We start from the raw sequence: 19,134 nt of genomic DNA on the forward strand, positions 1-19,134 counted from the left end.
GCCTACAGCGCGGCCGCCGCGCGGGCGATGTCGCTCGCGAAGTGGCTGACCTCGGTGTAGATCCCCGGCACACCGGAGCGGGCGCAGCCGTCGCCCCAGCTGACGATGCCGACCTGGATGAACTTGCCCGCGTCGTCCTTACGGAACATGGGGCCGCCGGAGTCGCCCTGGCAGGTGTCGATGCCGCCGCTCTGATAGCCGGCGCACAGTTCCTCCTTCGACACCAGCCGGTTGCCGTAGTGGCGCTTGCACACGCGGTCGGCGACGAAGGGAACGGTGGCCTTGCGGAGCTTGGTCGTGCCCGTGCCGGCTCCCTCCTGCGTGTCGCCCCAGCCCGCGATCGTGAACGTGCCGCGGTTGTACTGGTCCGTGGTGGCGATCTTCAGCGTCGGCTTGTCGATGGGCCGGGCGAGCTTGATGAGCGCCCAGTCCTTGCCGGTGCCGTTGTAGCCCGGGGCCACCTTGACCTTGGTGGACTTGACCTTGATCGCCGCGGAGGAGTTGATGTCGTTGACACCCGCGGTGACGGTGATGCTGGTGTTGTTGCCGGAGCCGTTCATGCAGTGGGCCGCCGTCAGCACGACGTCCTTCTTGTAGAGCGCCCCGCCGCAGCCCATGGAGAGATGGACCATGAACGGGAACTCGTTCTGCGCTGCAGCCGTTCCACCGACGATGCGGGTGGACGCGGCGTTCGCGCTGAGCGGCTGGAGGGAGGCGACCGTGAGGGCGACGGCGCCGACGGCCGCGGCTCTCTTCGCCAGGGTGAGGCCGCTTCTCTTCGATATGTGACGGGTCAACATTCGTCCCTTCGTGGGGGGTTGCGCGACCCGGAGTATGAAGATCAAGGGGGGTTCATGACAAGGACGGATCTCACGTTCCGCGCGCGGAACCTCACCGGGGAAAATCCCCTCACATCCCCGTAGAGTGGAATCGGTTTCGAGGCGTCTTGGGGGTACGGGCGTGGCGAACGGCGGACCGGTCCAGCACGGCTTCCCGCACCTGGAGACGGTGCGGGCCTCGATCACCGCGCTCTACAGACGGCTGTCGTACGACACCGTGCAGACGTTCGCGACCAGCGTGGCCCCCGCCGACGTGGCGTTCTGCGACACCGACGATCTGCATCTGGGCGCGCAGCGGGTGGCCCGCGAGCTGGTGCGGCACTACCGGCTGCCGGACGCCCGGCTGGTCGTCGGCTTCCGGGAGATGAGCCACGCGGCGAACGTCGAACTCGCCGCCGGGCCGGAGTACTTCGTCGAGCTGAACGACCGATTCCGCACCCATCGCCGGGACATCGGCGCGGCGCTCGCCCACGAGGTGACGCATGTGTATCTGCACCGCCTCGGCCTGGCCTTCCCGGGCACCCGCGACAACGAGATCCTCACGGACACGGTGACGACGTATCTGGGCGCGGGCTGGCTGCTCCTCGACGCGTACCGGGAGGACGCGGCGTCCTCGCAGAAGCTGGGGTATCTGACTCCGGAGGAGTTCGGGTACGTCCTCGCCAAGCGGGCGCAGGTCTTCGCCGAGGACCCGTCGATCTGGTTCACCAGCCCGCAGGCGTACACGGCGTACGGGAAGGGCACGGCGCAGGCCCGGCGCGACGAGCAGCAGCCTCCGCTGACGGCGGCCGGCTGGGCGGGGCGGCGGCGCTATGCCCGTGACCGGCGGCATGCCCAGGACCATCAGGGGGCCGGTCCCCAGCCGGGGGCTCCGTATACGTTCACGCCCGACGGGCATGGGCCGCTGCGGGTGTCGTTTCCGTGTCCGACGTGTCAGCAGCGGATCCGGGTGCCGGTGAAGGGGCGGGTTCGGGCGCGGTGCGGGTTGTGCCGGACGGTGCTCGAATGTGATACGTGAGCGCCCATGGGGGTGCCGCGATGTGTTGTGGGGCGGCTGCGGGTCCATGGTGGCTGGTCGCGCCGACGCGGCGGAGCCGCATATCGATACAGCCCCGCGCCCCTGATGGGGCGTCTCCGCTAGGCCCCATACGCCGGCGCCGGCGCCTCCGCTTCCCCCAACAACTTCCGAGCCGTCTCCCCCGCCTCCTGCGGCGTCCACCTGGCTGCTTTGTCCGCCGTCGGCCCGGCGTGCCACCCCTCCATCACCGTGATCCGCCCACCCTCCGTCTCGAAGACGCGGCCCGTGACCCCGTCACTCGCCTCCGAGCCCAGCCAGACGACCAGGGGGGAGACGTTCTCGGGGGCCATGGCGTCGAAGCCGCAGTCGGGGGCGGTCATCGTCTGCGCGAAGGTGCGCTCCGTCATGCGGGTGCGGGCGGCCGGGGCGATGGCGTTGACCTGGACGCCGTAGCGGGCCAGTTCGGCGGCCGCGACCAGGGTGAGGCCGACGATCCCGGCCTTCGCGGCGCTGTAGTTCGACTGCCCGACCGAGCCCAGCAGCCCTGCCCCACTGCTCGTGTTGACGATCCGGGCGACCGGAGTGCGGCCCGCCTTCGCCTCCCCACGCCAGTGCGCGCCCACGTGCTTCAGCGGGAGGAAGTGCCCTTTGAGGTGAACGCGTACAACGGCGTCCCAGTCGTCCTCGTCGAGGTTGACCAGCATCCGGTCGCGCAGGAAACCGGCGTTGTTGACGAGGGTGTCGACCCGGCCGTAGGTCTCCAGCGCGGTCGCCACCAGGGAGGCCGCGCCGGCGCTGGTCGCCACGTCGCCGCCGTGCGCGATCGCCTCGCCGCCCGCCGCGCGGATCTCGTCGGCCACCTGGCGGGCGGGGCTGTCGGCGGCCGGTGTGCCGTCGAGGCCCACGCCGAGGTCGTTGACGACGACCTTGGCCCCCTGCGCGGCGAACGCGAGCGCGTGCGCGCGCCCGAGCCCCCGGCCCGCCCCGGTGACGACGACGACCCGCCCTTCACACATCCGGCTCATGTCAGGCCTCCTTGTTGACCGTTGCGGCGTCCAGGAACGCGGGCCGCTCGCCCCCGCCGTGCACATGCAGGCTCGCCCCGCTGATGTAGGCGGCGTCGTCGGAGGCGAGGAAGACGGCTGCCGCGCCGACGTCGGCCGGTTCGGCGAGGCGGCCGAGCGGGACCGTGCGGGAGACGCCGGCCATGCCGTCCTCGCCGCCGTAGTGGAGGTGGGTCTGCTCGGTGCGGACCATGCCGACGACGAGCGTGTTGACGCGGACGTGCGGCGCCCACTCCACCGCCATCGAGCGGGCCAGGTTGTCCAGCCCGGCCTTGGCCGCCCCGTACGCCGCCGATCCGGGCGAGGGACGGCCGCCGCTGACGCTCCCGATCATCACGATGGAACCCCGCGACCGCGTCAGGTGCTCGTACGCGGCCAGGGACGCCGTCAGCGGGGCGACGAGGTTCAGCTCGATGACGCGCGCGTGGCGCTCGGCATCCGCGTCCGTCAACCTTCGGTACGGCGTACCACCCGCGTTGTTGACGAGGACGTCCACGCGGGGCAGGGCGGCGAAGAAGGCCCGTACGGCGGCCGCGTCGCGCAGGTCGAGCGGTCTGAACTCGACGCCCGCCAAAGGGACTTCGGGTGGCCTGCGCGCGCAGACCACGACCTTCGCACCCGCCTCGACGAAGGCCCTCGCCACCCCGGCTCCGACGCCGCGCGTACCGCCCGTGACGACAACTACCTTCCCGTCCAGCCCCATTCGCGGCTACCCTTCACCTAACAAACGTTTGGTGGAAAGGTAGCTGATGCGGCCATGGGTGTCTCCACCTCGTCCCCGGAAAACGGGCCCGAAAAAAGCGGAATCGCCGTCGTCACGGTCGACTTCCCACCGGTGAACGCGCTGCCGGTGGCCGGCTGGTTCGCGCTGGCCGACGCGGTGCGGGCGGCGGGCCGCGATCCGGAGGTCCGGTGTGTGGTGATCGCGGCGGAGGGGCGCGGGTTCAACGCGGGCGTGGACATCAAGGAGCTGCAGCGGGACGGGCCCGGCGCGCTGATCGGCGTCAACCACGCCTGCGCGGAGGCCTTCGCCGCGGTCTACGACTGCGAGGTGCCGGTCGTGGCGGCGGTGCACGGCTTCTGTCTGGGCGGCGGCATCGGACTGGTGGGCAACGCGGACGCGATCGTGGCGAGCGAGGACGCCACCTTCGGGCTGCCCGAGCTGGACCGGGGAGCATTGGGCGCGGCCACCCATCTGGCCCGGCTGGTGCCCCAGCATCTGATGCGCGCCCTGTACTACACCTCGCGTACGGCGACCGCGGCCGAGCTGCACGCGCACGGCTCGGTGTGGCGGGTGGTGCCGCGCGAGGAACTGCGCGCCGCCGCCCTGGAGTTGGCGCGCGAGATCGCCGCGAAGGACGGGCAGTTGCTGCGCCTGGCCAAGGCCGCGATCAACGGCATCGACCCGGTCGACGTCCGCCGCAGCTACCGCTTCGAGCAGGGCTTCACGTTCGAGGCGGGCCTCAGCGGGGTGGCCGACCGGGTCCGGGACAGCTTCGGAAGGGACGGTGGCTGAGTGAGCGACAAGACGACGACCACGGACGAGGTCGTGGCCCACCTGCACAGCGGCATGACCCTGGGCATCGGCGGCTGGGGCTCACGCCGCAAACCGATGGCCCTGGTGCGGGCCCTGCTGCGCTCCGACGTCACCGACCTCACGATCGTCTCGTACGGCGGCCCGGACGTCGGCATGCTGGCCGCCGCGGGACGGATCCGCAAACTGGTCGCCCCCTTCGTCACCCTCGACTCGATCCCGCTGGAACCGCACTACCGCGCGGCCCGTGAGCGCGGCGCCTTCGAGCTGATGGAGATCGACGAGGCGATGTTCATGTGGGGGCTGCGCGCCGCCGCGAACCGGCTGCCGTTCCTGCCGGTGCGGGCCGGGATCGGCTCGGACGTCATGCGGGTCAACCCCTCCTTGCGGACGGTGACTTCGCCGTACGACGACGGCGAGACGTTCGTCGCGATGCCGGCCCTGCGCCTGGACGCCGCCTTGGTGCACGTCAACCGGGCCGACCGGCTGGGCAACGGACAGTATCTGGGCCCGGACCCGTACTTCGACGACCTGTTCTGCGAGGCGGCCGACAGCGCGTACATGTCCTGCGAGCGGATCGTCGACACGGCCGAGCTGACGAAGGACGCCGCGCCGCAGACCCTGCTGGTCAAGCGGCATGTGGTGACGGGGGTCGTGGAGGCGCCGAACGGCGCGCACTTCACGTCCTGCGCCCCCGACTACGGCCGGGACGAGGCGCTCCAGAAGCGGTACGCGACGACGCCCTGGACGGAGTTCGCGGCGCGCTACCTGGCCGGGGACGAGCAGGCGTACCAGTCCGCGGCCCGGGAGGACTCATGACCACACGTGCCGAGTACTGCGTAATCGCCTGTGCCGAGGCCTGGCGGGACAGCGGCGAGATCCTGGCGAGCCCGATGGGGCTGATCCCCTCCGTGGGCGCCCGGCTGGCGCGGCTCACCTTCGCTCCGGACCTGCTGCTGACCGACGGCGAGGCGACGATCGTCCGCCCGGACGGCACCGCCGAGGGCTGGCTGCCGTACCGGCAACACCTGACGCTCGTCACCAGTGGCCGGCGGCACGTGATGATGGGCGCGAGCCAGATCGACCGCTTCGGCAACCAGAACATCTCCTGCATCGGCGACTGGGAGCGGCCGAAGCGGCAGCTGCTGGGGGTGCGGGGAGCACCGGTCAACACGCTCAACAACCCGACCAGTTACTGGATCCCCAGGCACTCCCGACGGGTGTTCGTGGAGAAGGTCGACATGGTGTGCGGGGTCGGATACGACCACGCAGGCGACGCCCGGTACCACCGGATCCCCCGTGTCGTCTCCGACCTGGGCGTCTTCGACTTCGCCACGCCGGACCACGCGATGCGGCTCGTCTCGCTCCATCCGGGCGTCACCGTGGAGCAGGTCAGGGAGGCGACCTCCTTCGACCTGACCGTCCCGGACGACGTACCGCCTACCCGCGAGCCCACCGCCGAGGAGCTGCGGCTCATCCGCGAGGTGATCGACCCGGAGAACACCCGCGCCAGGGAGGTCGGTGCGTGATGGAGACACCGCTGACCCGGCTGGTCGGGGTCCGCCACCCGATCGTGCAGACGGGGATGGGCTGGGTGGCGGGCCCCCGGCTGGTCTCGGCGACGGCGAACGCGGGTGCGCTGGGCATCCTGGCCTCCGCGACGATGACCGTCGACCGGCTGCGGGAGGCGATACGGGAGGTCAAGGCCCGTACGGACGCGCCGTTCGGCGTGAATCTGCGGGCGGACGCCTCTGACGCCGGCGACCGGGTCCGCGTCATGATCGAGGAGGGGGTGCGCGTCGCCTCCTTCGCCCTGGCGCCGTCGCGTGAGCTGATCGCCGAGCTCAAGGACGCGGGCGTGGTCGTCGTCCCCTCGATCGGCGCCCGGCGGCACGCCGAGAAGGTCGCGGCGTGGGGCGCGGACGCGGTGATCGTGCAGGGCGGGGAGGGCGGCGGCCACACCGGCGAGGTGGCGACGACGGTGCTGTTGCCGCAGGTCGTCGACGCCGTGGAGATACCGGTGGTGGCGGCGGGCGGCTTCTTCGACGGGCGGGGCCTGGTCGCGGCGCTGGCCTACGGCGCGGCCGGTGTCGCCATGGGCACCCGGTTCCTGCTGACGTCGGACTCGACGGTGCCGGACGCGGTGAAGGCGCGGTATCTGGCGGCGACGGTACGGGACGTCACGGTCACCCGTGCGGTCGACGGGTTGCCGCACCGGATGCTGCGCACCGAGCTGGTGGCCGAGTTGGAGCACGCGGGCCGCACGAGTGCGCTGCTGCATGCCCTGCGGCGGGCGGCCGGCTTCCGGCGGCTCTCGGGACTGACCTGGCGGCAACTGGTCCGCGACGGCCTCTCCCTGCGGCACGTCAAGGACCTCACCTGGAGCCAGGTCCTGCTCGCCGCCAACACCCCGATGCTGCTCAAGTCGGCCATGGTGGACGGCCGTACGGATCTGGGGGTGATGGCATCCGGGCAGGTCGCGGGGGTGATCGACGACCTGCCGTCGTGCGCGGAACTGGTGGAGCGGATCATGGCCGAGGCCGCGCAAACCATGAGTGGGTTGCCAGTGGGCGGTGCTTCAATGCCCGCATGACGGAGACGATCAACGAGCCCTGGGGGCTCAGCGTTTTTGGTGCGGGCAGTGTGCGGGCGGAGCCCCAGCTGGTGCGGGTGAAGCTGGGGGTGGAGGTGCTGGAGCCCGCCCCCGACCGGGCGTTCCACGAGGCCGGCACGGCGGTGACAAGGCTGCGCGAGGTGCTGCGCCGGCACGGGATACCGGACTCCTCGGTCTCCGGCTCCCGGCTGAGGCTCAGCTCGGAGTACGGCCATGCCGACGGCGCGCGGAAGTTCCTCGGCTACTTCTGCCAGGCCCAGTACGTCGTCGAGACGGAGGCGCTGGACGACCTCCAGCAGCTCATCGTGGAAGCGGTGGAGGCCGGTGCCCGCAGCATCGACAGCGTCGAGTTCGACGTGCACGACAAGCCCGCGCTGCGGGACGAGGCGCGTCGCCGGGCGGTGGCGGCCGCCCGGCGCAAGGCCGAGATCTACACGGAGGCCGCCGGCGTGCCGCTCGGCACGGTGGTGCACATCCAGGACGTGGACTCCGAGTCGTACCAGTTCCGCCAGTACCGCGGGCACGGCGGCGGTGGCGGCAGCTCCGCGGGCGACCTCGCGCCGGGGATGGTGGAGGTGTCCGCGGGTGTGGTGCTGGGCTTCTCACTCGGGCGCTGACGTCACAGCCGCTCGATGATCGTCACGTTGGCCTGTCCCCCGCCCTCGCACATCGTCTGAAGGCCGAACCTGCCGCCCGTGCGCTCCAGTTCGTGCAGCAGGGTCGTCATCAGCTTCACGCCGGTCGCGCCCAGTGGATGCCCGAGGGCGATCGCGCCCCCGTTGACGTTGACCTTGTCGGGGTCGGCGCCGGTCTCCTTCAGCCAGGCCAGGACGACCGGCGCGAAGGCCTCGTTGATCTCGACGAGGTCGATGTCGGCGATCGACAGGCCGGTCTTCTTCAGGGCGTGGGCGGTGGCGGGGATCGGGGCGGTGAGCATGCGGATGGGATCCTCACCGCGCACCGAGAGGTGGTGCACCCGGGCCCGGGGCGTGAGCCCATGCTCGCGCACCGCCCGCTCCGAGGCCAGCAGCATCGCCGCCGCGCCGTCGGAGACCTGCGAGGAACACGCTGCGGTGATCGTGCCGCCGTCGATGACCGGCTTCAGCCCGGCCATCTTCTCCAGGGAGGTGTCCCGGCGCGGCCCCTCGTCGACGGCCACCTGGCCGTACGCCACGGTCTCCCGCTCGAAGCGGCCCTCGTCGATCGCCCGCAGGGCCCGTCGGTGCGAGCGCAGGGCGAACTCCTCCTGGTCCTGCCGGCTGATGCCCCACTTGGCGGCGATCATCTCGGCGCCGGCGAACTGGTTGACCGGCTTCTTCCCGTACCGCGCCTGCCAGCCCTCGCTGCCCGCGAAGGGGCCCGCGGTCAGCCCGAGCGGCTCGGCGGCCTGCCGGGTGGCGAAGGCGATGGGGATCATCGACATGTTCTGCACACCGCCGGCGACCACCATGTCCTGGGTTCCGGACAGCACGCCCTGCGCGGCGAAGTGCACGGCCTGCTGCGAGGATCCGCACTGGCGGTCCACGGTCACGCCCGGCACCTCCTCGGGCAGCCCGGCCGCCAGCCAGCAGGTCCGCGCGATGTCCCCGGCCTGTGGCCCGACGGCGTCCAGACAGCCGAAGACGACGTCCTCGACGGCGGCCGCGTCCACGCCCGCGCGCTGCACGAGCGCCTTCAGCACATGCGCGCCCAGGTCGGCCGGATGGACTTCACTGAGCCCTCCTCCGCGCCGCCCGACGGGCGTCCGGACCGCTTCGACGATGTAGGCCTCGGCCATGGCAACTCCCCAATGGGAACAATGGGAACAGCGGGAACAGCGGGCTATGTGCGTACGGCGATCCCGTCCAGCACCATCGACAGGTACTGCCGGGCGATCTCCTCGGGGCTGTGCTGTCCGCCGGGCCGGTACCAGGACGCGGCGACCCACACCGTGTCGCGCACGAACCGGTAGGTGAGCCGGACGTCGAGGTCGGACCGGAAGATGTCCGCCGCGACCCCGCGCTCCAGCGTGGACAGCCACGCCTTCTCGAACTTGCGCTGCGACTCGGCGAGGAACGCGAACCGCTCCTGCGCGACGAGCTGTCTGTTCTCCTTCTGGTAGATCGCGACGGCGGCCCGGTGCCGGTCGATCTCCCGGAACGACTCGGTGACGAGCGCCTCCAGCGTCTCGCGCGGGCCCAGCCCGGCCTCCAGGACGGCGTCGTAGCCGCTCCACAGCTCGTCGAGGAAGGAGCGCAGGATCTCTTCGAGCATCGACTCCTTGGAGTCGAAGTGGTAGTAGAGGCTGCCCGCGAGCATGCCCGCGTGGTCGGCGATCTTGCGTACGGTGGTGGCGTTGTAGCCCTGCTCGGCGAAGACCTCGGCGGCGGTGTCGAGGAGTTCGCGGCGCCGGGCGGCCGCGGCGGTCACCTGGGGCTTCTTCTTGGTCGGCACGGGTCCATTGTCGTCCTAGCTGTGCTGGCTGCTGACGGGGACGATCTCTCCCGTCATGTACGAGGAGTAGTCCGAGGCCAGGAAGACGATCACGTTGGCCACCTCCCAGGGCTCGGCGTACCGCCCGAAGGCCTCGCGTGCGGTGAGCTCCTCCAGCAGTTCGGGGGTGGTCACCTTCGCCAGGTGCGGGTGCATGGCGAGGCTCGGCGACACCGCGTTGACCCGCACCCCGTACTCGGCCGCCTCGATCGCCGCGCACCGGGTCAGCGCCATCACGCCCGCCTTCGCGGCCGCGTAGTGCGCCTGTCCGGCCTGGGCGCGCCAGCCGACGACGGAGGCGTTGTTGACGATCACGCCGCCGCCGGTGTCCCGCATGTGGCGCAGGGCGGCCCGGGTGCATCTGAAGGTCCCGTTCAGGGTCACGTCGAGGACCTTCGACCACTGCTCGTCGGTCATGTCGGCGAGGGGTGAAGTCCCGCCGAGACCGGCGTTGTTGACGACGACGTCGAGCCGGCCGTGCTCCTGTACGGCGGTGTCGAACAGCGCGCGCACCTGCGTCTCGTCGGTGACGTCGCACACCGCGGAGCTCACCGCGCCCTCGAACTCCCGGGCCAGCTCCGCCTCGTGCTCCTTCAGCCGCCGCGCGTGCGCGTCGCTGATCAGCACGCGCGCGCCCTCTTCGAGGAAGCGGCGCGCGGTCGCCCCGCCGATGCCCGCACCGGCCGCCGCGGTGATGACGGCCGTGCGCCCGCGGAGCAGTCCGTGCCCGGGAACGTACGTCGGCGCCTCGACGTTTGTCATAGCAGCACGCTAACCTACCAAACACTTGTTAGGGAAGACTCGCAGGGTCCGTAAGGAGGGAGCGCGACCGTGGATCTCACCCACTCCACCGCCGACGAGGCGTTCCGCGCCGAGGCCCGCGCCTGGCTGCGCGCGCATGTGCCGCCCGATCCGCTGCCCTCCCTGGAGACCGAGGAGGGCTTCGCGGCGCACCGCGCGTGGGAGGCCGAACTGGCCGCGGACCGCTGGTCGGTGGTGAACTGGCCGGCGGCCTACGGCGGCCGGGACGCCACGCTGCTGCGGTGGCTGCTGTTCGAGGAGGAGTACTACGCGGCGGACGCACCGGGCCGCGTCGGGCAGAACGGCGTGAGCCTCCTGGCCCCGACCCTCTTCGACCACGGCACCGACGAGCAGCGAGCCCGGGTGCTGCCGTCCATGGCCACCGGCGAGGTGATCTGGGCACAGGCCTGGTCGGAGCCGGAGGCGGGCTCCGACCTGGCCTCACTCAGATCGAGGGCCGTGCGCACGGACGGCGGCTGGCTGCTGTCCGGCCAGAAGACCTGGTCCTCGCGCGCCGCCTTCGCCGACCGCGCGTTCGGCCTGTTCCGCACCGACCCGGACACCCCGAAGCCCCACCAGGGCCTCACCTACCTGATGTTCGACCTGCGCTCCCCCGGTGTCACGGTCCGCCCCATCGCCCGCCTCGACGGCAAGCCCGCCTTCGCCGAGCTGTTCCTGGACGAGGTGTTCGTGCCGGACGAGGACGTGATCGGCGAGCCCGGCCAGGGCTGGCGGATCGCGATGTCGACGGCGGGCAACGAACGCGGTCTGATGCTGCGCTCCCCCGGCCGCTTCCTCGCGAGCGCCGACCGACTGCACCGCCTCTGGCAGGACCGGGGCGGCCCGGCGAGTGCGCGCGAGCGCGTGGCCGACGCCCTCATCGGCGCCCGCGCCTATCAGCTCTTCACCTACGCCGCCGCCTCCCGCTTCCTCGACGGCGAGTCCATCGGCCCGGAGTCCAGCCTGAACAAGGTCTTCTGGTCGGAGTACGACATCGCCCTGCACGAGACGGCCCTCGACCTCCTCGGCGCCGAGGGCGAGCGGGCCGACACCGACTGGTCCGAGCGCTACGTCTTCTCCCTGGCCGGCCCCATCTATGCCGGGACGAACGAGATCCAGCGCGACATCATCGCCGAACGACTGCTCGGCCTGCCGAAGGGGCGACGCTGATGAGGTTCCTCCTCGACGCCGAACAGCGTGCGTTCGCCGACTCGCTGGACGCGATGCTGACGGCGGCGGACACGCCCTCGGTCGTACGGGACTGGAGCCGGGGCGAGCATGGGAGGGGGCGCGCGCTGTGGTCCCGTATCGCGGAGGCGGGGGTGTTCGCACTGGCCGTCCCCGAGACGTACGAGGGACTGGGCCCCCGGCCGGTCGAACTCGCCGTCGGCTTCATGGAGTTGGGGCGGCACGCGGTTCCGGGACCTCTGGTGGAGACGGTCACGGCGGCGGCCCTGCTCGCCGGGCTGCCGGACCCCGGCCCGGCAAAGCGGCTCCTGCCCGCGCTGGCGTCCGGGGAGGCGATGGCGACGCTGGCGTGGACGACGCCGTACGCCCTCGACGGTGACGCGGCCACCACCCACCTCGCGCTCACTGCCGACGGTCTGCGCATCTCCCCAGGTCCCGGCCCGGTGCGCCCCTCCCTGGACCCGGCCCGCCGCCTCACCCCCCTCGAACCGGGCGGCGAACTCCTCAGTCCCGCCCCGCCCACCGCCCACGCCCTCACCCTCGCCCGCCTCACCACCGCCGCCCAAGCCCTCGGCGTCGGTCTCGCCCTGCTCGACAAAACCGTCGCCCACGTCAGGCAGCGCACCCAGTTCGGCGTCGCCATAGGCTCGTTCCAGGCGGTGAAGCATCGCCTCGCCGATGCGAAGGTCGGCCTGGAATTCGCCCGGCCGCTCGTCCTCGGCGCCGCGCTCACCATGGACCCGGCCGACGTCGCCGCCGCCAAGGTCGCCGCCTGCGAGGCGGCCTATGCGACGGCCCGTACCGCGCTCCAGTTGCACGGCGCGATCGGCTACACGGCGGAGTACGACCTGTCCCTGTGGCTGACCAAGGCCCGTGTCCTGCGCACCGCCTGGGGAAGCCCGGACGCGTGCAGGGACACGGTGCTCAGTGGTGGTGATCGCCGCTGGTGATCTCCCGGTACTCCTCCGCCGTCGGCTTGGGGATCCGCGACCGAGGCCCGAACATCGCCTCCGCCAGCCGCGCCCGCACCCGCTGGGAGACGGTGACCCGGCGCCGGACGCCGTTCGCGTCGACGCGCGGGCCGATCTCGTACGGCTCTTGCTCGTCATGCTGGGTGAGGGTGAACAGCTGTCCCTGGGCGAGCGGCTCGTGGATCTCGATGTACTCGCCCTGCGGCAGCCGTTTGATGGTGCCGGTCTCCCTGCCGTGCAGCACCTGGGCCCGGTCCCGGCGCTGCAGTCCGAGACAGATCCGCTTGGTCACCATGTAGGTGAAGACCGGCGCCGCGAAGACCGCGATCCGCACGAACCAGGTGATCACGTTGATGGACAGATGCAGATGCGTGGCCACGATGTCGTTGCCGCCGCCGATCAGCAGCACCGCGTACAGGCTCAGCCAGGCCGCGCCGAGCCCGGTGCGCACGGGCATGTTGCGCGGCCGGTCGAGGATGTGGTGCTCGCGTTTGTCGCCGGTGATCCACGCCTCGATGAAGGGATACAGGCCGAGCGCGATCAGGATCAGCGGGAAGAGCGAGAAGGGGATGAAGACGCCCAGTTCCAGGGTGTGGCCCCAGGCGTTGAGCTCCCATCCCGGCATCACCCGGATCAGGCCCTCGGAGAAGCCCAGATACCAGTCGGGCTGGGCGCCCGTGGTCACCAGGTCGGGGCGGTAGGGCCCGAAGGCCCACACCGGGTTGATGCTGGCGATGCCGCCCATGAGCGCGAGCACACCGAAGACGAGGAAGAAGAAGCCGCCCGCCTTGGCCATGTACACGGGCAGGAAGGGCATGCCGACGACCGACTTCTGGTCCCGGCCGGGGCCCGGGTACTGCGTGTGCTTGTGATAGAAGACCAGGATCAGATGGGCGACCACCAGCCCCACCATGATCCCGGGCAGCAGCAGGATGTGGATCGGGTAGAGGCGCGCGATGAAGTCCTCGCCGGGGAACTCCCCGCCGAAGACGAAGAACGCCACATACGTCCCCACGATCGGGATGGACAGGATCGCGCCGTGCGCGAACCGCAGCCCCGTGCCGGACAGCAGGTCGTCGGGCAGGGAGTAGCCGGTCAGGCCGGTGATGATGCCGAGCATCAGCAGGGTCCAGCCGAACACCCAGTTCAGCTCGCGCGGCTTGCGGAAGGCGCCGGTGAAGAACACCCGCATCATGTGCACCAGCATGCCGGTGACGAAGACCAGCGCCGCCCAGTGGTGGATCTGCCGGATGAGCAGCCCGCCGCGCACATCGAAGCTGATGTCGATCGTGGACTCGTAGGCCCTGGTCATCAGGACGCCGTTGAGGGGCTCGTAGGCGCCGTTGTAGACGACCTCGCTGGTGCTCGGGTCGAAGAACAGGGTGAGGTAGACGCCGGTGAGGATCAGGACGATGAAGCTGTAGAGGCAGACCTCGCCCAGCATGAAGGACCAGTGGTCCGGGAAGACCTTGCGCATCTGCGACTTGGCCAGCCCGTACAGCCCGAGCCGCCCGTCGGCCCAGTCGGCGACCCGCTCGCCCTTGCCCGGCGCCGCGGACCGCCGCCCCGCCGCTGCCTCGTTCCCCGATCGTGCGCCGTCCATGCGTCGTCGCCTTCCGCCGGATCACCTCAGAGTGACACGGCGGTACGGGGTCAGCCAACGGTGCGCACAGGGGCAAGGGGCCATCCGGCCGACCCGTCAGCCCGGCCGTACGATCCCCTGCGCGCGCGCCGCCACCAGCCACTTCGGGAACTCCCCGACCAGGCGGTCGTACAACTCGGCGTCGGAGACCTTCCGCGGATCCGGGCCGGCGTGGAAGAACCCGGCGTTGTCGACCACCCGCTTGTCCGGCACCGCCAGGTCGTCCAGCTTGCGCAGAAAGTCGAACTGCTTGCTGGTCGGGTCCCCGAAGCCGATGAACTGCCAGAACAGCGGGAGCGGGGCCGCCTTGCACAGATACCGTTCGGCGGCGAGCTTGTTGATCGGGCCGCCGTCGGTCTGGAAGACGACCAGGGCGGGATCGTGCGACCCGCTCTCCAGGTAGTGGTCGATGACGGCGTCCATGGCCAGGTGGTAGCTGGTCTTGCCCATGTGCCCGAGGCCGGACACGATCCGCTCGATCCGCCCCTGATGGTCCGCCAGCGCGATCTCGGTCTCGGCATCGACGTCGGTGGAGAAGAACACCACCGGCACAGTCCCGTCGTCGTCGAAGTGCGCCGCCATCCCGAGCACCCGGTCGGCGAGCGCCTGCACGCTGCCGTCCTTGTAGTACGGCTTCATCGAACCGGAGTAGTCGATCACCAGATAGACCGCGGCCCGCACCCCGTCCAGCCCCTGCCGGTGGAGCGAGGCACCGGCGCTCTTGTACAGGCTGACCAGCGCGGGCGCGGTCTCCTCCACCTTGCTGAGACTGATCGCCGCCATACGTTCTCCCCCTCGCGCATGTCCGTGGCTGCCGAGATTACGACACCACCGGCCCCGCCCGTGCCTGCGTCCACAGCTGTTCGATAGTTTGTCCGGCGCCGCCCCCACCGGCTCACTGTTCGTCCAGTCCTCCGAGGAGCCGGCTGTGGAGCCCGAGTCCACCGAGTCCACTCTGACCACGTGCTATCGCCACCCCAAGGTGGAGTCCCACGTCCGCTGCACCCGCTGCGACCGGTACATCTGCCCGGACTGCATGCGGGAGGCGTCCGTGGGCCACCAGTGCGTGGAGTGCGTGAAGGAGGGCGCACGGTCGGTGCGGCAGGCCCGGACGGTCGTCGGCGGGCGGATCGCCTCGACACCGCTGGTGACCTCGGTGCTGATCGGGCTCAACGTCCTCGCCTATCTCGCCGAGGTGGTGCGCCCGGAGATCCTGGACCGGTTCGCGATGCTCAGCGCCCGGCTGGTCGGACCGGACGGCGGCTACTACGTCTTCCAGCCCGGGTACCCGTCGGACTTCCATGCCGAGGGCGTGGTCGCCGGGCAGTGGGAGCGGCTGCTGACCGGCGGCTTCCTGCACCTGCCGCCGACGGAGGGAACCTTCGGGCTGCTCCACATCGTGATGAACATGGTCTCGCTGTGGCAGCTCGGCCGGGTCGTGGAGCCCGTGCTGGGGCGGGTCCGGTTCATCGCCCTCTATCTGCTGGCGACGCTGGGCGGTTCGGTGTTCGAGCTGCTCCTCACCGAGGTGAACGTCGAGTCGGTCGGCGCGTCGGGCGCGGTCTTCGGCCTCGGCGCGGCGTACTACGTCCTCGCCCGCCGGGTCGGCGCGAACATGCAGTCCGTCAACCGCTTCATGACCTTCCTGCTGCTGTGGCTGCTGCTGTCCGCGGGCCTGACCTCCTGGCAGGGTCACCTCGGCGGACTGCTGACGGGTGCGGCGGTGACGTTCGCCTACGCGTACGCCCCGCGCGGACCGCGCCAGGCCGTGATCCAGGCGGTCGCCTGCGCGGGTGTGCTGGTGCTGCTGGCGGTGGTCGCGTTCGTCAAGGTCTCGGAGCTGACGGGCGGAGGGATGGCCCAGTGAGACGTACCGGCATCCTGCTCTTCGCGGCCGTCCCCGTCGTCATCACCGCGGGCGCCTACTTCCTCGCCCCCACCGACTCCGCCGAGAGCCCGTCCGAGCCCTCCGTCGCCACGTCGCAGCAGGCCTCCCGCCAGGACGCCAAGACCCGTGCCGAAAAGGAACGGTCGGCCGACGACAAGCTGATCGCGAGCCTGCCGCCGGGGCTGGCCGCCCCGGGAAAGAAGGAGCTGGCCCAGCGGATCGTGGCCAGCGCCGAGAACTCGACGCTGGACTGGCGCAGCGCCTACGGCTACATCGAGGACATCGGGGACGGCCAGGGCTACACGGCCGGCGTCATCGGCTTCTGCACCGGGACGAACGACCTGCTCACCCTGGTCGAGCGCTACACCGCCGACCACCCGGACAACGGCCTCGCCGAGTATCTGCCCGCCCTGCGCGCGGTCGACGGCACCGACTCCCACGAGGGCCTCGACCCCGGTTTCACGGCCGCCTGGAAGGCGGAGGCCGAGGTGCCGGCCTTCCGCGAGGCCCAGCTCGCCGAGCGCGACCGCTCCTACTTCGACCCGGCGGTCCGCCTCGCGAAGCTCGACGGTCTCGGCACGCTGGGCCAGTTCATCTACTTCGACGCGATGGTCTACCACGGCCCCGGCATCGACGAGGACGGCTTCTACGTCCTGCGCGAACGCGCCCTGCGCGAGGCGAACTCCCCGTCCCAGGGCGGCTCGGAGAAGGCGTACCTGGACATCTTCCTCGACATCCGCCGGGGGGCCATGCGGGAGAAGCGTCCCGGCACCGACACGACCCGCATCGACACGGCCCAGCGGGGGTTCCTGTACGACGGGAACCTGCAGCTGCGGACGCCGTTGGAGTGGCGGGTGTACGGGGAGACGTACAGGGTGCCCTAGCCGCCCCTGGGCCAGACGTACGAGACAAAAGCCGCCTACGGCCTCCATTGACGAAAGATGGCGCCTCATCGACGTTAATCCCCTCAAGGGGGAACAACGTCAAACAAGGGGGACGCCATGGCAGCCGATACGGCCGAACCGGCCGCCGCCGGTTCGGGGTTCGGGCCGTACCAGGTCGGACCGGAGGTGCTGGCGGGGCTGGTCCAGCTCGCGGGCAAGGGGCCGAAGGCAGTGCAGTACACCGAGGTCGACGGCCGGCCCGTGTTCGAGGGCGACATCGTCCTCGACCTCATCGAGTCCAAGCAGGTGGCCGCCGAGGAGGCGGTCGCGCTCCTGGAGAGCGGGGTCGTCATCCCCGGTCAGCAGTTCCGCTGGCCGAACGGCCTCGTGCCGTACGAGATCGATGCGAACCTGCCGGACCAGGCACGGGTGACGGGCGCGATCGACCACTGGCAGCGCAACACCCGCATCCGCTTCGTGCAGCGCACGGCCCAGAACACGGACTTCATCCGGTTCGTGCCCGGCAGCGGGTGCAGCTCGGCCGTGGGCCGGCGGGGCAACGTCCAGCAGATCACGCTCGGCCAGGGCTGCGAACTGGGCGCCGCGATCCATGAGATCGGGCACGCGGTCGGGCTGTGGCACGAGCAGAGCCGGGAGGACCGGGACCAGTTCGTCACCGTCAACTGGGCCAACATCCAGCAGGGCATGGCCCACAACTTCAACCAGCACATCACCGACGGCGACGACGTCGGCGCGTACGACTACCACTCGATCATGCACTATCCGCGCTGGGCGTTCTCGAACAACGGCCAGGACACCATCGTGCCCCGGCAGAACATCGAGATCGGCCAGCGGACGGGGCTCAGCCCCGGCGACTGTCTCGCCGTCCGCACGATGTACGCGAACCTGGAGTCGCCGGCGCGTTTCTCCGGTGTGCAGTTCACCGGCCGGGTGGCTGCCGGGCAGGTCGGCCGCTGGTTCACCCACAGCTGGCCGGCGCACTGGTACGTCCACTGGACGGTCGTGCCGACCGCGCCCGTGGTGGACGGGGACGCGCAGATCGAGTCGTGGGTGCAGGTGACCCGGCAGTCCGGTGGGCTGCTGAAGTACTTCCTCAACATCCGCAATCTGACCGGCTCTCCGGTCGACATCCAGGCCCGCTACGACGTGCTGGGCTGGGGCGCCAACGCGACCTGACGGTCCAGGAACCAGGGGGAACGATGCAAGCGATGGGAATGCCGGGCGAGTCCGTGCCCGCGGTCTGGGCCGACGCGGTCGACGCCGGTCCGGCGCCGAGCCTGAGCGGGGCGCCTCAGGCGCCGGCCGGGGCGGCGGTCACCGGGACCGGCAGCGGGATCGGTGGGCCCGAATTCGCGGGCGCCGCTTATGCGCCACTGGGCGCGGCACAGGACGGCGGTGGCGTCGCGGGCGTCCCGGCCGCCGTGCCCAGCCCGAACGACGGCGGGGCCGCACCGAAGGCCCCGGAAGAAGGGGGAGAGTCATGATTCTGGGAGTGCAGTTCCGTGGCCAGGTACCGGCGAACACCAGCCGCCGGTGGTTCACCCACAGCTGGCCGGAGGCCTGGCGGGTCGACTGGACCGTCGTGCCGACGTGGCCCATGGTGGACGGCAACGCCCAGGTGGAGTGGAAGGTCCAGGTGGACCGTCAGGCGAGCAACCTGATCAAGTACTTCATCGAGATCCGCAACCTCACCGGCGCTCCGGTCGACATCGAGGCACGGTACGCCGTGCTCAACTCCTGAAGGCCATGACGACGGTTTCCGGACGGGTCCTACTCACTCCCGACCTGGGGTCCTTCCCCCGGGCCGTCCTCCGGGTGCGCGTCCTCGACGTGACGCTCGCGGACGCGCCCTCGCGGGAGCTGGCGGTGACGGTCCAGGACCTCACGTACGACGGGAAGGGCACGCTCGCCGTGCCCTTCCGGCTGTCGGCGGACTGGGACCCGGGGCGGTCGGTCGTGGTCGACGCGCACCTGGACCGCTCCGGCAGCGGCGTGGTGGAGAGCGGTGACGCGCTGACCGTGCGGTCGACGCCGGTCCCCGACGAGCCGGTTCCGGTGACCGTGCGGCTACGAGCCGTCTGAGAAGAGCGAGCCGTCCGAGAAAGGCGAGCCATCCAGGAAAGGCGACGGCGCCTGCCCATTCGTCCGGTCGGGGACAAGGGGCAGGCGCCGTCAGTGTTCCGTACGCCTTTGTACGG

At 70.9% G+C, this 19,134-nt stretch carries 22 protein-coding genes; 14 read left to right on the top strand and 8 right to left on the bottom strand.

Annotated features, from left to right (window positions below; translation table 11 throughout):
• Positions 1-2: 2 nt before the first annotated feature.
• The gene (locus OG254_RS13040) at positions 3-800 is read right to left on the bottom strand and encodes a S1 family peptidase (RefSeq protein WP_405580926.1); all 798 of its coding nucleotides are present in this window, start codon (positions 798-800) and stop codon (positions 3-5) included.
• A gap of 160 nt (positions 801-960) precedes the next feature.
• Between OG254_RS13040 and OG254_RS13045 the strand changes: the two genes are divergently transcribed.
• Positions 961-1,857 (top strand): hypothetical protein, encoded by an 897-nt coding sequence (locus OG254_RS13045; RefSeq protein WP_405580929.1) that lies wholly within the window; start codon positions 961-963, stop codon positions 1,855-1,857.
• A 119-nt stretch (positions 1,858-1,976) separates the two neighbouring features.
• Here OG254_RS13045 and OG254_RS13050 read toward each other — a convergent pair whose 3' ends face one another.
• Positions 1,977-2,882, bottom strand: coding sequence for an SDR family oxidoreductase (locus OG254_RS13050; RefSeq protein WP_405580931.1), 906 nt, complete (start codon positions 2,880-2,882; stop codon positions 1,977-1,979).
• A gap of 1 nt (position 2,883) precedes the next feature.
• A complete protein-coding gene (locus OG254_RS13055) occupies positions 2,884-3,624 on the bottom strand; it encodes an SDR family oxidoreductase (RefSeq protein WP_405580933.1) in 741 nt (246 codons plus the stop codon).
• A gap of 54 nt (positions 3,625-3,678) precedes the next feature.
• Between OG254_RS13055 and OG254_RS13060 the strand changes: the two genes are divergently transcribed.
• From OG254_RS13060 to OG254_RS13080, 5 genes are read left to right on the top strand one after another with little or no spacing between them, the layout of a single operon-like run.
• Positions 3,679-4,437: an enoyl-CoA hydratase family protein gene (locus OG254_RS13060; RefSeq protein ID WP_405580935.1), complete on the top strand. Its 759-nt coding sequence runs from the start codon at positions 3,679-3,681 to the stop codon at positions 4,435-4,437.
• Entirely contained in the window at positions 4,438-5,274 is an 837-nt protein-coding gene (locus OG254_RS13065; protein ID WP_405580937.1) for a CoA transferase subunit A, read from the top strand.
• Positions 5,271-5,984, top strand: coding sequence for a CoA-transferase subunit beta (locus tag OG254_RS13070; protein ID WP_405580939.1), 714 nt, complete (start codon positions 5,271-5,273; stop codon positions 5,982-5,984). Before OG254_RS13065 ends, OG254_RS13070 begins: the two co-directional genes overlap by 4 nt.
• The gene (locus tag OG254_RS13075) at positions 5,984-7,048 is read left to right on the top strand and encodes an NAD(P)H-dependent flavin oxidoreductase (protein WP_405594969.1); all 1,065 of its coding nucleotides are present in this window, start codon (positions 5,984-5,986) and stop codon (positions 7,046-7,048) included. Before OG254_RS13070 ends, OG254_RS13075 begins: the two co-directional genes overlap by 1 nt.
• Positions 7,045-7,686 (top strand): SIMPL domain-containing protein, encoded by a 642-nt coding sequence (locus OG254_RS13080; protein ID WP_351193493.1) that lies wholly within the window; start codon positions 7,045-7,047, stop codon positions 7,684-7,686. The genes OG254_RS13075 and OG254_RS13080 overlap by 4 nt, the downstream gene beginning before the upstream one ends.
• A 2-nt stretch (positions 7,687-7,688) precedes the next feature.
• Here OG254_RS13080 and OG254_RS13085 read toward each other — a convergent pair whose 3' ends face one another.
• Genes OG254_RS13085 through OG254_RS13095 form a run of 3 tightly spaced genes read right to left on the bottom strand, consistent with a single transcriptional unit; the run spans position 7,689 to position 10,303 of the window.
• Complete coding sequence (locus OG254_RS13085) at positions 7,689-8,846, bottom strand: acetyl-CoA C-acetyltransferase (RefSeq protein WP_405580941.1); 1,158 nt, start codon at positions 8,844-8,846, stop codon at positions 7,689-7,691.
• 44 nt (positions 8,847-8,890) lie between these two features.
• Positions 8,891-9,502 (bottom strand): TetR/AcrR family transcriptional regulator, encoded by a 612-nt coding sequence (locus OG254_RS13090; protein ID WP_405580943.1) that lies wholly within the window; start codon positions 9,500-9,502, stop codon positions 8,891-8,893.
• Between the two features lie 15 nt (positions 9,503-9,517).
• On the bottom strand, positions 9,518-10,303 hold the full coding sequence (locus OG254_RS13095) for an SDR family oxidoreductase (protein ID WP_351193501.1): 786 nt from the start codon (positions 10,301-10,303) through the stop codon (positions 9,518-9,520).
• Positions 10,304-10,372: 69 nt separating this feature from the next.
• Here OG254_RS13095 and OG254_RS13100 point away from each other — a divergent pair, with 69 nt between their 5' ends.
• On the top strand, positions 10,373-11,512 hold the full coding sequence (locus OG254_RS13100) for an acyl-CoA dehydrogenase family protein (RefSeq protein WP_405580946.1): 1,140 nt from the start codon (positions 10,373-10,375) through the stop codon (positions 11,510-11,512).
• Positions 11,512-12,480 (top strand): acyl-CoA dehydrogenase family protein, encoded by a 969-nt coding sequence (locus OG254_RS13105; RefSeq protein ID WP_405580949.1) that lies wholly within the window; start codon positions 11,512-11,514, stop codon positions 12,478-12,480. The genes OG254_RS13100 and OG254_RS13105 overlap by 1 nt, the downstream gene beginning before the upstream one ends.
• On the opposite strand, the gene OG254_RS13110 is transcribed toward OG254_RS13105, so the two are convergent.
• Positions 12,455-14,104: a cytochrome bc complex cytochrome b subunit gene (locus OG254_RS13110; RefSeq protein WP_405580952.1), complete on the bottom strand. Its 1,650-nt coding sequence runs from the start codon at positions 14,102-14,104 to the stop codon at positions 12,455-12,457. The two genes, OG254_RS13105 and OG254_RS13110, sit on opposite strands and share 26 nt — an antisense overlap.
• 96 nt (positions 14,105-14,200) lie before the next feature.
• Positions 14,201-14,926, bottom strand: coding sequence for a vWA domain-containing protein (locus OG254_RS13115; protein ID WP_405580955.1), 726 nt, complete (start codon positions 14,924-14,926; stop codon positions 14,201-14,203).
• A 145-nt stretch (positions 14,927-15,071) separates the two neighbouring features.
• Here OG254_RS13115 and OG254_RS13120 point away from each other — a divergent pair, with 145 nt between their 5' ends.
• The 6 genes from OG254_RS13120 to OG254_RS13145 all read left to right on the top strand — a co-directional run bounded on the left by OG254_RS13120 (position 15,072) and on the right by OG254_RS13145 (position 19,018).
• A complete protein-coding gene (locus OG254_RS13120; protein ID WP_405580958.1) occupies positions 15,072-16,010 on the top strand; it encodes a rhomboid family intramembrane serine protease in 939 nt (312 codons plus the stop codon).
• On the top strand, positions 16,007-16,915 hold the full coding sequence (locus OG254_RS13125) for a chitosanase (protein WP_405580961.1): 909 nt from the start codon (positions 16,007-16,009) through the stop codon (positions 16,913-16,915). Before OG254_RS13120 ends, OG254_RS13125 begins: the two co-directional genes overlap by 4 nt.
• 117 nt (positions 16,916-17,032) lie before the next feature.
• Positions 17,033-18,112, top strand: coding sequence for a M12 family metallopeptidase (locus OG254_RS13130; protein ID WP_405580964.1), 1,080 nt, complete (start codon positions 17,033-17,035; stop codon positions 18,110-18,112).
• Between the two features lie 23 nt (positions 18,113-18,135).
• Positions 18,136-18,420 (top strand): hypothetical protein, encoded by a 285-nt coding sequence (locus OG254_RS13135; protein WP_405580967.1) that lies wholly within the window; start codon positions 18,136-18,138, stop codon positions 18,418-18,420.
• Positions 18,417-18,677: a hypothetical protein gene (locus OG254_RS13140; RefSeq protein WP_351193522.1), complete on the top strand. Its 261-nt coding sequence runs from the start codon at positions 18,417-18,419 to the stop codon at positions 18,675-18,677. Before OG254_RS13135 ends, OG254_RS13140 begins: the two co-directional genes overlap by 4 nt.
• A gap of 5 nt (positions 18,678-18,682) precedes the next feature.
• Complete coding sequence (locus OG254_RS13145; protein ID WP_405580970.1) at positions 18,683-19,018, top strand: YbaY family lipoprotein; 336 nt, start codon at positions 18,683-18,685, stop codon at positions 19,016-19,018.
• The last annotated feature ends 116 nt before the right edge of the window (positions 19,019-19,134 follow it).

It is taken from the genome of Streptomyces sp. NBC_01092, assembly GCF_045039535.1.
GTDB lineage: Bacteria > Actinomycetota > Actinomycetes > Streptomycetales > Streptomycetaceae > Streptomyces.